This is a genomic window from Reyranella sp. CPCC 100927 (genome assembly GCF_007859315.1).
Lineage (GTDB): Bacteria > Pseudomonadota > Alphaproteobacteria > Reyranellales > Reyranellaceae > Vineibacter.
This window is the reverse complement of record NZ_VOHA01000002.1, coordinates 210,165-223,357: the sequence shown is the minus strand read 5'-3', so window position 1 is coordinate 223,357 and position 13,193 is coordinate 210,165. Positions and strand designations below refer to the sequence as shown.

The following is a 13,193-nucleotide window of genomic DNA, read 5'->3' as shown; positions in this document are numbered from 1 at the left end:
AGCGCAGGCGAGGAGTAGGGAAGCGCCGTGACGCTACTGGGGCGTGCCAGGCGGCAAATCACGCGATGCCGTCATTGGCGCGAAAGCGACCCATTGCATCCCACGTCTAATCTAACGGCTCTTCCCTGTCTCGTTCCCGGTCCCGAGTTTGCAATCACATCACAAACTCCAGGAGGACAACGAAGTCACTTAGGCGGCGATCCACATCGCATGGCATCACCGCGCACGTTCTGACCGAACGACCAATAGCGCGGACCGCGATTGTCCGTCATGACCACATGCGTCGCGCCAAGAGCGCCGGCGTTGTTGAGCAAATCATTGGTAGCGTTCTCGTACCCTTGTGATCGCTGGACGCCTGCCTGTGTCGATGTTCCGGTGACTTGGCCTAGGAACGTACAACCGGCGACCTCTTCTTTCTTCGCAAAGCGGACCTGCATGCCAGCTGGTGTCATTGGCGTGGTGCAAGCTGACACGACCAGCGCGATACAAAGCACTCTGTATTTCATTATTGCTCACTGCGTTAGTAGACAGCAGTCTAGCATGGACAAAGCCATCGGCGATCCTCACGGAGGGTATCATGGCCCGGACATCGCCTGCGATGCGGACCGCCGGCGACTTTCAATCCGACACCGCTGGATCCATGCACTCTCCGATGACGCGAGCGCTGCGCTGTTGGTCGCCGTGCGTGGTACGGGCGACCCGGACCGGCCTTTGCTGGACTGGCGCCGCGAGGATAGCTGCGCGAGCGGGGAGGGACGAGGCCATCGTGTCAGCAGATGGGCGTCTCCTCTGCTCACGCGCGGGCAGAGGAGAGGAACGCGGCGCCTCTCATTGATCGGCCAAAGCCCCCAGAACGTCCGACGGCGATCGGTAAGCCTTGATTTCAATGAAGTTGCTGCTGGGATCGCGCAGCATGAACTTGCCTTGTTCGATGGGCTGTCCCTGGTACGAGACTTTGGCCGGCTCGACCACGAACGCTTCGTCCTTGAATGCGTGTGCCAGCCGCTCCCAGTGATCCCAGGCAATGGTGGCGCCGAAGTGCCGTGAGCGCGGCATGGGCGCCGTCACGTTTCCAGAGTCGTTCTGGAGTGTGATCTGAGCGCCGAACAGCAGGATGTCGGTGAATGTCTCGGCCTGTCGTCCGACCTCGGCGCCAAGATGGGATACGTAGAAGTGGATAGCGGTCTCCATGTTCGTGACGGGGAAGGAAAGGTGGAAAATCGGGCGCATGGTTCGTCCTCGGCAACGGGGAGAGGCGGCACCTTGGGCCGCCCTCGGCACACAACTTGTCTAGACCTATTTTTTGACGGTGACATGACACAGGAAGCCCGTGGCGGCGTGCGTTCAGGTGGCGCGTTGTCTGTTTGTTCTTGATATTTGACCTTCATGGGAGTACAAAGGACGCTCTCAACGCCGCGACGTGAAGCAAGCAATGACGCTGTCATCCGCAGCGAGGAATCCGGGCGCCGTCCCTATCCCTCGCTGCGCTCGGGACGACAGCGAAGATCGATGAATTGACCGGGTCGACGGCAAGACACAGTCGGCACCCGGCGGACTTTCTGGCCGTTTCTGACCGTCATTTGGCCACCCGTTGGCCGCGCCAGGCGAGGGGTCGCAAGCACTTGGAGCCGCGAGGGAAAATGACTTTCTGGCCGTATCTGCCCTTTCTGCCGCGCTTTTGCAGATCCCTGCCGATCCGTGCCTGCCGATCACAGATCATCGCGCCGCTCGCCTGTCGCGAGGTGATGCGCGACGCGCGTGATTGAGGGAAACTCCGCAGCGATTGGAGAGGAAGACAGCATGCAGATGCCGCCGCTGGATCCGGCCATCCTGGCGCGCCGCGCCGAGATCGTGGCTGCGTTGCGCACCATCGTGCCGGGCGAGGGCGTGATCGCCGACGAGATCGGCATGCGGCCCTTCGAATGCGATGCGCTGTCGGCCTATCGCCAGATGCCGCTGGTCGTGGTGCTGCCCGAAACGGTGGCGCAGGTGTCGCAGATCCTGCGCTACTGCCAGGACCACGGCGTGAAGGTCGTGCCGCGCGGCGCCGGCACGTCGCTGTCGGGCGGCTCGATGCCGGTGGGCGACGCCATCCTGCTGGGCATGGCCAAGTTCAATCGCATCCTGGAAGTCGACTTCCCCAACCGCTGCGCGCGCGTGCAGCCGGGCGTCACCAACCTCGGCATCACCACCGCCGTGCAGCACGAGGGCTTCTACTACGCGCCCGATCCCAGCTCGCAGATCGCCTGCTCGATCGGCGGCAACGTGGCGGAGAACTCCGGCGGCGTGCATTGCCTGAAGTACGGCCTCACCACCAACAACCTGCTGGGCCTGGAGGTGGTGCTGATGAACGGCGAGGTGGTGCGGCTGGGCGGCAAGCACCTCGATTCGGAAGGCTACGACCTGATGGGCGTCATGACCGGCAGCGAGGGCCTGCTGGGCGTCGTCACCGAGGTCACGGTGCGCCTGCTGCGCAAGCCCACCACGGCGCGTGCCGTGCTGCTGGGCTTCCCCAGCGAGGCGGGCGCCGCCGATTGCGTCGCCGCCGTGATCGGCGCCGGCATCATTCCCGGCGGCATGGAGATGATGGACAAGGACGCCGTGCACTGCGCCGAGGCCTATGTCGGCGCCGGCTATCCGATGGACGTCGAGGCGTTGCTGATCGTCGAGCTCGACGGGCCGCCGGTCGAGGTCGACCACCTGATCGAGCGCGTCGCCGCCATCGCGCGCGACAAGGGCGCCTCCACGGTGCGGGTCAGCAACGACGAGCAGGAGCGCCTGCTGTTCTGGGCCGGCCGCAAGGCCGCCTTCCCGGCGGTGGGGCAGATCACGCCCGACTACATGTGCCTCGACGGCTCGGTGCCGCGCCATCGGCTGACCGAGGTGCTGTCGCGCATGCGCGAGCTCTCCAAGCAGCATCGCCTGCGCGTCGTCAACGTCTTCCACGCCGGCGACGGCAACCTGCACCCGCTGATCCTGTTCGACGCCAACGACGCCGACGAGCTGCAGCGCGCCGAGGCCTTCGGCGCCGACATCCTGCGGCTGTGCGTCGAGGTCGGCGGCGTGCTGACCGGCGAGCACGGCGTCGGCATCGAGAAGCGCGACCTGATGGGCGTGCAGTTCAGCGAGGTCGACCTCGACCAGCAGATGCGGCTGAAATGCGCCTTCGACCCCGACCACCTGCTGAACCCGGGCAAGGTCTTCCCGCAACTGCGCCGCTGCGCCGAACTGGGCCGCTTGGTCGTCCACCACGGCAAGGTCCCATTCCCCGACATCCCGAGATTCTGATGGGTGCTTTCCGGTCTTCCCCCTCCCCCCTTGTGGGGGAGGGTTGGGGAGGGGGGCCTCCACAGACGATGCTGCTGGTTGCGCAAAGCGGTAGGTCGCCTATGCCCACGTCCACGCCTTCGATTTCCATCACGCGCGCCAAACGCCTCCGTCGAGACATGACGGATGCCGAGCGGCATCTCTGGTACGCGCTCAGGCGGCGCACCCTCAACGGCTGGCGGTTTCGACGACAGGCGCCCATCGGGCGCTACATTGTCGATTTCGTCTGCCTGGGTGCGAAGCTCGTTGTCGAACTCGACGGCGGGCAGCACGCCGAGGATCGCCACGACTATGACGAACGTCGGACCGCGTGGCTTATCTCGCAGGGCTTCAGCGTGATGCGGTTCTGGAACGCTGATGTCTTCCAGCGCACCGATTTCGTTCTTGAGGAGATCGCCAAGGCCCTGCCGGCAGACCCCCCACCCCAACCCTCCCCCACAAGGGGGGAGGGGGCATGAGGCGGCGTGGAATGATAACGATCGAATCCCTACCGGAAGATCCGCTCGATTGCCTGCATCACGGTGATGGTCGGGTTCTCGGCGCAGTATTTGCCGATCTTCTCGCTGTCCTTGGTCAGGCCGTCGGTGTCCAAGGTCGTGGTGTTGCTGCGGCCGGCGTAGTAGCCGTGCAGCCACATCAGGATGGTGCCGATATCGTCTTCCTTGCCCTCCAGCAGCTCCTTGCAGGTGATGGCCGCCATGTTGATGACTTCCGCCCGCACGCTGGCGGTGAACGGCACGGCGGTGGTCGCCGCCAGAAGGGCGGCGATCAGGACTTTGCGCATCGGGGACTCCCCATTTCGTCATTGCCCCACGTCGTGGCGGCACGGCTGCCCGTTCAGCAGCGGCCCGGGGCGACGATGGGAACCACCGCCCCGCACGCCCGCGCCGTCGTCCCCAACAACGGCAAGCTCGCAGGCGCGTCCGATTTCCCTCGGCGCGCACCGTCGATGATCAGCCGGCGCCGGTCAACGATGTTCCAGTCCATTCACGGTAAAATCTTCTCCATATGACTGTCCTTCTGAAACCGCGCGACGCCGGCGAGCTGCAGCGCACCGTGGCATGGGCGCTGAACGATGCCGTGGCGCTCGACATCGAAGGGCGCGGCAGCAAGCGCGCCTATGGTCCGCCGCATACCGCCGCGCACACCCTGTCGCTGGCCGGCATCGAGGGCGTGGTCGACTACCAGCCCGAGGAGCTGGTGATCACCGTGCGGGCCGGCACGGCGCTGCGCGAGGTCGAGGCGCTGCTGGCGCAGCGCCGCCAAATGCTGGCCTTCGAGCCGCCCGACCTCGGCGCCATCCTGGGCGGCGCGCCGGGCGAGGGCAGCCTGGCGGGCGTGCTGATGTGCAATCTCGCCGGCCCGCGCCGCATCGCCGCCGGCGCCGCGCGCGATCACTTCCTGGGCTTCCAGGGCGTCAACGGCCGCGCCGAGCCCTTCAAGGCCGGCGGCAAGATGGTGAAGAACGTCACCGGCTACGACCTCTCCAAGCTGATGGCGGGCTCGCTGGGTACGCTGGCGGCACTCGATGAGATCACGGTGAAGGTCGTGCCGGCGCCGGAGAAGGTGCACACCCTGCTGTTGGTCGGGCTCGACGATCAGGCCGCCGTCGCCGCGCTGTGCGATGCCATGGGCAGCCCGCACGAGGTGAGCGGGGCGGCGCACCTGCCGGCGTCGCTCGCCGCGCGCAGCGGCGTCGACCTGGTGGCGCAGCAGGGCGGCAGCGTGACCGCGATCCGCGTCGAGGGCGTGGCACCCTCGGTCGCCGCCCGCCTGCAGGCGCTGCGCGCGCAATTCGCGGCGTCGGCGCCGGCGCTGGAAGAGCTGCACACCATGCGCTCGCGCGCCTTCTGGGACGAGGTGCGCAACGTGGGTCTCATGCCTCCCACCGGAACCCCCCACCCCAACCCTCCCCCACAAGGGGGGAGGGGGCATGAGTCATCCACCTCCCCCCTTGTGGGGGAGGTCGGCGGCGCGCAGCGCCGACGGGAGGGGGGCTCCGACGCACGATCGTCAGAGGCAACCCTGCTGTGGAAGATCTCCTGTCCGCCGACCGACGGCGCCCGGGTCGTCGCCGCCATTCGTGAGCGACGGCCCGATGCGCAGGCGTTGTACGACTGGTCGGGCGGCCTGGTCTGGCTGTCGCTCGACGCGGCCGGCAGCGACGATGGCGCCCATGTCGTGGTGCGCGCGGCGCTGGCCGGCGGGCATGCCACCCTGGTGCGGGCACCCGAGGCGGTGCGGGCGCGTGTGCCGGTGTTCCAGCCGCGCTCGCCGGCGCTGGTGGCGCTCAGCCACCGCGTGAAGGAGAGCTTCGATCCCACCGGCATCTTCAGCCGCGGGAGGCTGGCGTGATCTTCATCCTGGGAGCGCGGGCGTCCCGCCCGCTCAAGTCAGGCAAGAGCAAAGCGTTCGCCTTGATGCGGGCGGGACGCCCGCGCTCCCAGGGCTCGCTTCGCTCGCTATTGGCATAGATCAACATGCAAACCGCCTTCACCCCGGCCCAGCTCGCCGAACCCGATATCGCGACGGCCAACACGATCCTGCGCAAGTGCGTGCATTGCGGCTTCTGCACCGCGACCTGCCCGACCTACGTGACCCTGGGCGACGAGCGCGACAGCCCGCGCGGGCGCATCTACATCATCAAGCGCATGCTGGAGGAGGGCCGCGCCGCCACCGCCGAGGACGCGCGCCATGTCGACCGCTGCCTGTCGTGCCTGGCCTGCATGACCACGTGCCCGTCGGGCGTGAACTACATGCACCTGGTCGATCACGCGCGCACGCATATCGAGGACACCTATCGCCGGCCCCTGGGCGATCGCCTGCTGCGCCGGTTGCTGGGCGTGCTGATGCCCAGCCCGCGCCTGTTCCGCTGGTCGCTGGTGCTGGGCCAACTGGCCAAGCCGCTGGCGCGGCTGCTGCCCGATACCAGCCGCGATGTCGGCGGCGCCACGGTGGGCCGCCGGCTGCGCGCCATGCTGGACGCGGTGCCGGTGCCGCTGCCGCCGCCATCGCCGGTGGACCGGCCGCAGACCTTCGCGGCCGAGGGCACGCGCCACAAGCGCGTGGCGCTGATGAACGGCTGCGGCCAGCAGGTGCTGGCGCCCCAGGTCAACGAAGCCACGGTGCGGTTGTTGACCCGGCACGGGATCGAGGTGGTGATCGCTGCCGGCGCGGGGTGCTGCGGGTCGTCGGTCCTGCATGTCGGCGCGCGCGAGCAGGCCCGTGACCTGGCGCGGGAAAACATCGCCGCCTGGGTCGACGACCTCGAGGGGCCGCTCGATGCCGTGGTTGCCAACGCGTCGGGCTGCGGCACGACCTTGAAGGACTACGGCCACCTGCTGGCCGAGGACCCGCAGTGGCGCCAGTCCGCGGCCACGGTGGCGACACTGGCCAAGGATGTCAGCGAGGTGCTGGCGCCGGCCGGGCTGCGGCCGGTCGGGCAGCCGGTGCGCGCCGACGGCACGCCGCTGGTGGTGGCCTATCATGCCGCCTGTTCGATGCAGCACGGTCAGAAGCTCACCGAGCCGCCCAAGGCGTTGCTGCGGGCGGCCGGCTTCGTGGTGAAGGACGTGCCGGAGGGCCACCTGTGCTGCGGCTGGGCCGGCACCTATCAGGTCCTGCAGCCCGATCTTTCCCTGACGCTGCGCCAACGCAAGGTCGCCAACATCGCTCGCACCGCGCCCGACCTGATCGCCGCCGGCAATTTCGGCTGCATCGGCCAGATCGGCGGTGGCACCGCGATCCCCATCGCCCACACCGTCGAGCTGCTGGACTGGGTCACCGGCGGGCCATTACCGGCGGCGCTGGAGGGCAAGGGCTTCGCATTATCTTCCTCCCCACGCAGTGGGGAGGTGCCCCGAAGGGGCGGAGGGGACCCGACGAGATCTCTGTAACTGAGACCACGTCGGCTCCCCCTCCGCCCTTTGGGCACCTCCCCCAACTGCGTTGGGGGAGGAAGGACGTGGCATCGTCTTCGTTTTTCAGTCGCGCGCTTGACCGCCTATCGGCCGCGCGCGATGGTGCGGCCCGCGCGTTCGCGCACCGGAACCTCAGGGGAGAAGAGCATGCGTCTGTGTACCATCCAGCGTGATGGCAAGGCCGTCGTGGGCGTCAAGGTCGACGGCAAGGTGATCGATCTCAGCAAGCAGATGCCGCGCGGCCCCAAGTCCGTGGTCGAAATCCTGGCCGGCGGCAAGAAGCTGCAGGACGCTGTCGCCAAGGCCTGCGCCAAGCCCAAGCCGGCCGCGCTGGTGTCGGAGAAGTCGGCCAAGTACCTGCCACCGATCCCCAATCCCGGCAAGATCCTCTGCATCGGCCTGAACTATCGCAAGCACGCCGAGGAGACCAAGAACCCGATCCCGGACTACCCGGTGGTGTTCTGCCGCTTCAACAACACGCTGACGCCGCACAACGGCAAGATGCCGCGGCCCAGCCACTCCGAGCAGCTCGACTGGGAAGCCGAACTGGCCGTGATCATCGGCCGCAAGGCGCGCAACGTCGCCAAGGAGAAGGCACTGGGCGTCATCGGCGGCTACGCCTGCTTCAACGACGGCTCGGTGCGCGACTGGCAGCGCAAGTCGGGTGGTCAGTTCACCCTGGGCAAGAACTTCGACGGCACCGGCGGCTTCGGCCCCGACATCGTCACCCCGGACGAGCTGCCCAAGGGCGCTGCTCCGCTGCGCATCATGACCCGGGTCAATGGCGAGACGATGCAGGACAGCGACACCGGCGACCTGATCTTCGACGTGCCGACCCTGGTGAGCGAGCTCAGCAAGGCCATGACGCTCGAGCCGGGTGACGTCATCATCACCGGCACGCCCTCGGGCGTGGCGATGGCGCGCAGCCCGCAGCCCTGGCTCAAGCCAGGCGACGTCTGCGAGATCGAGATCGAAGGGATCGGCGTGCTGCGCAACGTCATCACGCAGGGCGCTTAGTCTAGAAACGATGAACCTCTCCGTCCGTTGACGCGGGCGGAGAGCGGCTACTTCGGCCCCATGCCCTGCAGGCCGCCCAGCATCAGGCGGGTGGCGAAGTCGGCGGCACCCTCGGCGTCGACCGGGTCGCGGGCGATCATCAGTACCGACACCTCGAAGGCGATTCCTGACAGGGCTGCTGCAAACAGCGCCGCGTCCATCGTCGGCAGCGTGCCGCGGGCCATGGCGTCCTTCAGATGGTCGTACAGGCAGCGCGCCAGGGTGCGCACGTCGGGCTTGTCGAGCAGGGTGCGGATCGCGGTGACGTTCTTGCGGGCCAGCGCCAGCAGCTCGGGATCGTCGACGATGAAACGGAAATAGACCGTGAAGTGCTCGCGCAGGAACGCTTCGGCGGTGCTGGCCTTGGCGCGGCCGGCGCTGTGGCGGCGCACCAGCTCGTCGGTCAACTCGCCGACCACGGCGGCGAAGATCGCGTCCTTGTCTTCGAAGTAGTTGTAGAACGTGCCGGTCGCCAGGTCGGTGCGGCGCACGATGTCGCGCACGCTGGCGGCGCCGAAGCCCATCTCGGCGAACACGGCCCGCGCCGCCGCCAGCAGCTGGGTGCGGTTCTCCTGTTTTTTGCGTTCGCGCCGCGAGTCGGCGGCGGAAGGCGTTTCAGGGCGGTCCAGGGTGTCGGATGTGCTCATGCCGGATGCCAGGGTCTTGATAGGAAAGGTTTAGGCTGCATAGCGCCGCCGGGGCAAGAAAATGTGACAGCCACGCTCAGGCTTTGCCGCACGTCAGCCCAACTGCGTCAGTTCGTGGCGTACGCCGGCGGCGATGTCGTCCAGGGCCCGCGCAGCGGCCTGCAGGACACCGCGCATGCCGATGAAGCCATGGATCAGGCTGTCGAAGTTGCGGTAGACGACCCGCACGCCCGCAGCCCGCAGCTTCTCGGCGTAGGCCGTGCCGTCGTCGCGCACCATGTCGAAGCCGGCCGTGAAGATCAGCGCCGGCGGCAGGTCCGACAGATCCGTCGCGCGCAGGGGCGAGACGCGCGGGTCGTCGACCTGCGCCGGATCGTCGAGATAAAGATCGCGGCTCCACTCCATGCTGCGCCGCGTCGTCAGGAAGCGCTCGCCGAAAAGATCGTAGGAGCGCGCGGTCATGCCGAGGTCGAGGATCGGGTAGATCAGCAGCTGCAGCGCCGGCCGCACCGCATCGTGGCGCGTCTGCTGCGCCACCACGGCCGCGAGGTTGCCGCCGGCGGCGTCGCCGGCGACCACCAGTCGCCCCGCGTGGGCGCCGATCGCCTCGGCGTTGTCGGCAAGCCAGCGCCACGCCGCCAGGCTGTCCTCGACCGCGGCCGGGAACTTGTGCTCGGGCGCCAGGCGGTAGTCGACCGCCATCACCAGGCAGCCGGCGCTGGTGGCGAGGAAGCGGCAGGGCAGGTCGTAGGCATCCAGGCTGCCCAGCGACCAGCTGCCGCCGTGCAGGAACAGCATCGCCGGCAGCTGGCCGGTGGCCGCACCGGCCGGACGATAGATCCGGATCGGCAGCATGCCCGCCGGGCCGGGGATCGAGCGGTCGACGATCTCGCCGATCGGCGGGTCGCCCATGCCCAGCGGCAGCAGCGAGGCCGAGAGTGCCTGCATGTAGGTATCGAACTGGGTGCGCGCGGCGGGCAGCGACAGGCTGTGGATCTCGGGCCGCTGGCTCTTCTCGAACACCGTCAGCAGCCATTGGGTGCGGGCATCCAGCGTCTGGCCGTCGATCGTGATGGGCGCACCGGTGGCGACGTTCACCCACGACAAAGGCACGCGCAGCGCCAGCAGCGCGGCGCGGGTACGGAACAAGGCGGCGAGGGCCGGCGAGTCGAGCATGGCCCGACTCTAGCATCCCCGCGCCGCGACGGGGAGGATGGATGCAGGCGACTCAGGCCGGCACTTTTTCAGGACGGAACGTGGGCGCCGTGCTGTCGCGATGCTCCGTCACGCCCTCGACCAATTCCTCGTCCCAGAAGTTCATCTCGATCTGGATGCCGTCCGGATCGTGGACGAAGACTTGCTGCAGCGGACGTGCCGGCACCTTGCGCAGCATGTAGTCGACGCCGTCCTTCTTCAGCAGGTCCAGCGTGGCGCGGATATCGGTGCAGCGCAGCGCAATGTGATCGATGGCGCCGCTGCCGTGGTCGCTGCGGCCGCTCTCCGAGACGAGGTGCAGCACCGCCTGCTCGCCGGCGTACATCCAGGCGCCGGGGAACGGGAACGGCGGCCGGTCGCCGTCGCGCAGGCCGACGTATTTTTCGTAGAAATCGACCGTCTTCTTCAGGTCCTTGCAAAACACGTTGTAATGCTCGAGCAAGGTCGCGGGCATAGGGCCCTCCTGTACAGGCTTTCGGGATTAGCCTAAGGAGCGTGCAGGTCCCTGTCAAAGTGCCTGGAATCGCGCCCTGGTATGCAGCCATGAATGATTTCACGCTCGTTGCCCTGATCGCCAACGCCACCCTGGTCGCCGGGGCCATCTGGTGGTGGGCCCGCTTCGGCCACCGGCACGATCGCTGGCGCGTGCCGATCGGCGGCGTTGCCGTGGCCGCCGCGATCGTCCTGGTGGCGCTGGTCGGCGAGGCCCTGATGGGCGGCAACTGACGTTAGGTCGACGGCCGGCCGCGCTCGATCGGATGCAGTGAACGGCGCTGGATCTGGTTGTCGCGCAGGAAGCTCACCGTCGTCTCGCGGCCGATGCGCTCGGCGCCCAGCAGCTTGATCAGGTCGTCGGTGCCGGTGACGGGCAGTCCGTCGAGCGACAACAGCATGTCGCCTTCCTGCAGCCCGGCGCGCGCCGCCGGGCCGCCCGGCTCGACCTCGCCGACCCGTACGGCGCGGGGGGCCAATCCCAGGGCCAGCGCCAGGCGGCGCGGCAAGGGCACCGTCTGGGCCGCGATGCCGATGTGGGCGCGCCGCACGCGCCCGTGGCTGATGAATTCGCTGACGACAAACACCGCCGTGTTGCTGGCGACGGCGAAGCAGATGCCTTGCGCGCCGTTGATCATCGCGGTGTTGATGCCGACCACCTCGCCGCTGGCCGCCACCAGCGGGCCGCCCGAGTTGCCGGGGTTGAGCGCGGCGTCGGTCTGGATGATGTCGTCGATCAGCCGGCCGCTGCGCGCCCGCAGCGACCGACCCAGCGCCGACACGACGCCCGCGGTCACCGTCGATTCGAAGCCCAGCGGATTGCCGATCGCAACGACCAGTTGGCCGCGCCGCAGGCGCTTGGAGTCGCCCAGCACAGCAGCCGGCGTGCCGTCGGGCAGCGCCGTGCGCAGCAGGGCGAGGTCGGTGTCGGGATCGTCGCCCAGCACCTGTGCTTCGGCCTCGCCGTCCTCGGCGAACGCCAGGCGCACGCGCGGGGCGCCGGCCACGACGTGGCTGTTGGTCAGCACCAGGCCGTCGCCGGCGATCACTACGCCCGATCCGATGCCGCGCGGGCGGCCGTGGGCCAGGCTCTGGACGCGCACGACGGCCGGGCCGACCCTGTCGACCACCTGGGTGACGGCGCGCGAATAGGCATCCAGCACCGAGCCGTCCTGTGGTGCGGCGGCAGCATCGAACATGAGGAACCTCAGAGATGAATGACGCCGCGGCGGGCGGCGTGCGCGACCGCATCGGTGCGGCCGACGGCATCGAGCTTGTCGAGCAGGGAGCCGACGTGAAACTTCGCGGTGTGCACCGAGATGCCCAGCCGGCGGGCGATGGTCTTGTTCGACGCACCCTCGGCGAGCAGCGCCAACACCTCGAGCTCGCGCGGCGTCAGGGGCACGTCGACCTCGGATGGTGCCGCCGCCGCGGCCACGATCGACGCATCGGCGGCGACACCGGGGCCGACCAGCTGCACGCCCGGCACGTCCGCGAGAGCCGCCGCCAGCCGGTCGGCCAGCGCCGGATCGGCGATGTCGAGCGCCAGCCGGATCAAGTCGTAGGTCTTTCGGCGATGGTCAGCGATACCTGCCGTGCCTCGCCGGCGCGCCGGGTGCCCAGCGTGACGGTCTGGCCGACGCTGCCGGGACCGAGTGCCCGCAGGAGCGTCTGCAGGTGCCGGACCACCTCGCCGTTCCAGGCCACGACGATGTCGCCCTGGTGCAGGCCGGCCCGCGCACCCGGCCCCTGCGGATCGACGCTGATCACCATGGCGCCGCTGCCGCCACCGTCGAGCGCCACCGGCTGCAGCCCGAGGCCAAGATAGCCGCGCGCGATGCGCCCATGGCGCTGCAGAGTCGATGCGACGCGCTCGATCGTGGCGGCTGGGATGACCAGGACGCGCCGGTGCGGTCCGAACACGGTCATGCCGATCGCCTGGCCGGACGCACCCAGCGCCACGCCACCCTCGGCGCTGCGCCGCATCCTAAGGTCAAGCTCGATGCGGGCGTCGATCTCGCCGCCGCGCAGCGAGCGCCAGGGGCCGCCGGCGCGCGACACCACGCCCAGCGCGACCGTCGGCGCGCCGTTGTCAGCACCGACAGCGAGTACCACAGCGCCCGGTGGAACGGTGGCGTCGGTGAGCGCGACGGATTGCGGGGCGGCAGCACCATCGACGCGCAGCAGGGCGATGTCGGTGGTGGGATCCCGCCCGACGAGCTGGGCCTGGATGGACTCGCCGCCCGCGGGCGTGACGGCGAACGGGCCTTCGTCCGCCAGTGCATCGTCGGCGGTCACGACAAAGCCCGGCTGCCACACAAAGCCGCTCGACACCGAGCCTTTGGCGCGGACGGCAACGATGCCAGAGGCGACCGTCGCCACCATGCCAGCCAGCGCGGCGGAAAAGCCCTCGATGGGATTGGGGGAAAGGGCGTCGGCCATGGCGGTCTCCGATGGGATGGAGCCCCCATGTGGGAACGGGCCGGCGTTCTAGCTACTGCCCGAGTGGGCAGGGCTTGACTCGCCGGTTCATCTC

15 protein-coding genes are annotated in these 13,193 nt (G+C 68.6%); 6 read left to right on the top strand and 9 right to left on the bottom strand.

Features of this window, described 5'->3' with window-relative positions; all coding sequences use genetic code 11:
* Positions 1–185 precede the first annotated feature (185 nt).
* Both FQU96_RS07150 and FQU96_RS07145 read right to left on the bottom strand, forming a co-directional pair.
* Complete coding sequence (locus FQU96_RS07150; RefSeq protein ID WP_146540182.1) at positions 186–506, bottom strand: DUF4156 domain-containing protein; 321 nt, start codon at positions 504–506, stop codon at positions 186–188.
* Positions 507–828: 322 nt separating this feature from the next.
* Positions 829–1,230 carry a VOC family protein gene (locus tag FQU96_RS07145; protein WP_146540181.1) on the bottom strand — a complete coding sequence of 134 codons (402 nt, stop codon included), beginning with the start codon at positions 1,228–1,230 and terminating at the stop codon, positions 829–831.
* Positions 1,231–1,800: 570 nt separating this feature from the next.
* On the opposite strand from FQU96_RS07145, the gene FQU96_RS07140 reads away from it, so the two are divergent.
* Together FQU96_RS07140 and FQU96_RS07135 are read left to right on the top strand one after the other, a co-directional pair.
* Positions 1,801–3,288, top strand: coding sequence for an FAD-linked oxidase C-terminal domain-containing protein (locus tag FQU96_RS07140; RefSeq protein WP_146540180.1), 1,488 nt, complete (start codon positions 1,801–1,803; stop codon positions 3,286–3,288).
* A gap of 68 nt (positions 3,289–3,356) precedes the next feature.
* The gene (locus FQU96_RS07135; protein WP_146540179.1) at positions 3,357–3,785 is read left to right on the top strand and encodes an endonuclease domain-containing protein; all 429 of its coding nucleotides are present in this window, start codon (positions 3,357–3,359) and stop codon (positions 3,783–3,785) included.
* Between the two features lie 29 nt (positions 3,786–3,814).
* Here the strand turns inward: FQU96_RS07135 and FQU96_RS07130 are convergent, their stop codons facing one another.
* Entirely contained in the window at positions 3,815–4,111 is a 297-nt protein-coding gene (locus FQU96_RS07130; protein WP_146540178.1) for an HdeA/HdeB family chaperone, read from the bottom strand.
* A gap of 224 nt (positions 4,112–4,335) precedes the next feature.
* On the opposite strand from FQU96_RS07130, the gene FQU96_RS07125 reads away from it, so the two are divergent.
* From FQU96_RS07125 to FQU96_RS07115, 3 genes are all read left to right on the top strand, one after another.
* On the top strand, positions 4,336–5,682 hold the full coding sequence (locus tag FQU96_RS07125; protein ID WP_146540177.1) for an FAD-binding protein: 1,347 nt from the start codon (positions 4,336–4,338) through the stop codon (positions 5,680–5,682).
* A 125-nt stretch (positions 5,683–5,807) separates the two neighbouring features.
* Positions 5,808–7,223, top strand: a complete 1,416-nt coding sequence (gene glcF / locus FQU96_RS07120; RefSeq protein WP_146540176.1) for a glycolate oxidase subunit GlcF — start codon at positions 5,808–5,810, stop codon at positions 7,221–7,223.
* A 171-nt stretch (positions 7,224–7,394) separates the two neighbouring features.
* Positions 7,395–8,264, top strand: a complete 870-nt coding sequence (locus FQU96_RS07115) for a fumarylacetoacetate hydrolase family protein (protein WP_146540175.1) — start codon at positions 7,395–7,397, stop codon at positions 8,262–8,264.
* 47 nt (positions 8,265–8,311) lie between these two features.
* On the opposite strand, the gene FQU96_RS07110 is transcribed toward FQU96_RS07115, so the two are convergent.
* The 3 genes from FQU96_RS07110 to FQU96_RS07100 all read right to left on the bottom strand — a co-directional run bounded on the left by FQU96_RS07110 (position 8,312) and on the right by FQU96_RS07100 (position 10,619).
* On the bottom strand, positions 8,312–8,950 hold the full coding sequence (locus tag FQU96_RS07110; protein WP_146540174.1) for a TetR/AcrR family transcriptional regulator: 639 nt from the start codon (positions 8,948–8,950) through the stop codon (positions 8,312–8,314).
* 93 nt (positions 8,951–9,043) lie between these two features.
* A complete protein-coding gene (locus FQU96_RS07105) occupies positions 9,044–10,126 on the bottom strand; it encodes an alpha/beta hydrolase (RefSeq protein WP_146540173.1) in 1,083 nt (360 codons plus the stop codon).
* A 52-nt stretch (positions 10,127–10,178) separates the two neighbouring features.
* On the bottom strand, positions 10,179–10,619 hold the full coding sequence (locus tag FQU96_RS07100) for a VOC family protein (RefSeq protein WP_146540172.1): 441 nt from the start codon (positions 10,617–10,619) through the stop codon (positions 10,179–10,181).
* Positions 10,620–10,708: 89 nt separating this feature from the next.
* On the opposite strand from FQU96_RS07100, the gene FQU96_RS07095 reads away from it, so the two are divergent.
* Positions 10,709–10,891, top strand: coding sequence for a hypothetical protein (locus FQU96_RS07095; RefSeq protein WP_146540171.1), 183 nt, complete (start codon positions 10,709–10,711; stop codon positions 10,889–10,891).
* Between the two features lie 2 nt (positions 10,892–10,893).
* Here the strand turns inward: FQU96_RS07095 and FQU96_RS07090 are convergent, their stop codons facing one another.
* From FQU96_RS07090 to FQU96_RS07080, 3 genes are read right to left on the bottom strand one after another with little or no spacing between them, the layout of a single operon-like run.
* Positions 10,894–11,856 (bottom strand): S1C family serine protease, encoded by a 963-nt coding sequence (locus FQU96_RS07090; RefSeq protein ID WP_146540170.1) that lies wholly within the window; start codon positions 11,854–11,856, stop codon positions 10,894–10,896.
* Between the two features lie 8 nt (positions 11,857–11,864).
* Entirely contained in the window at positions 11,865–12,215 is a 351-nt protein-coding gene (locus FQU96_RS07085; RefSeq protein ID WP_255467893.1) for a response regulator transcription factor, read from the bottom strand.
* Positions 12,212–13,099, bottom strand: a complete 888-nt coding sequence (locus tag FQU96_RS07080) for a S1C family serine protease (protein ID WP_146540168.1) — start codon at positions 13,097–13,099, stop codon at positions 12,212–12,214. The genes FQU96_RS07085 and FQU96_RS07080 overlap by 4 nt, the downstream gene beginning before the upstream one ends.
* Positions 13,100–13,193 lie beyond the last annotated feature (94 nt).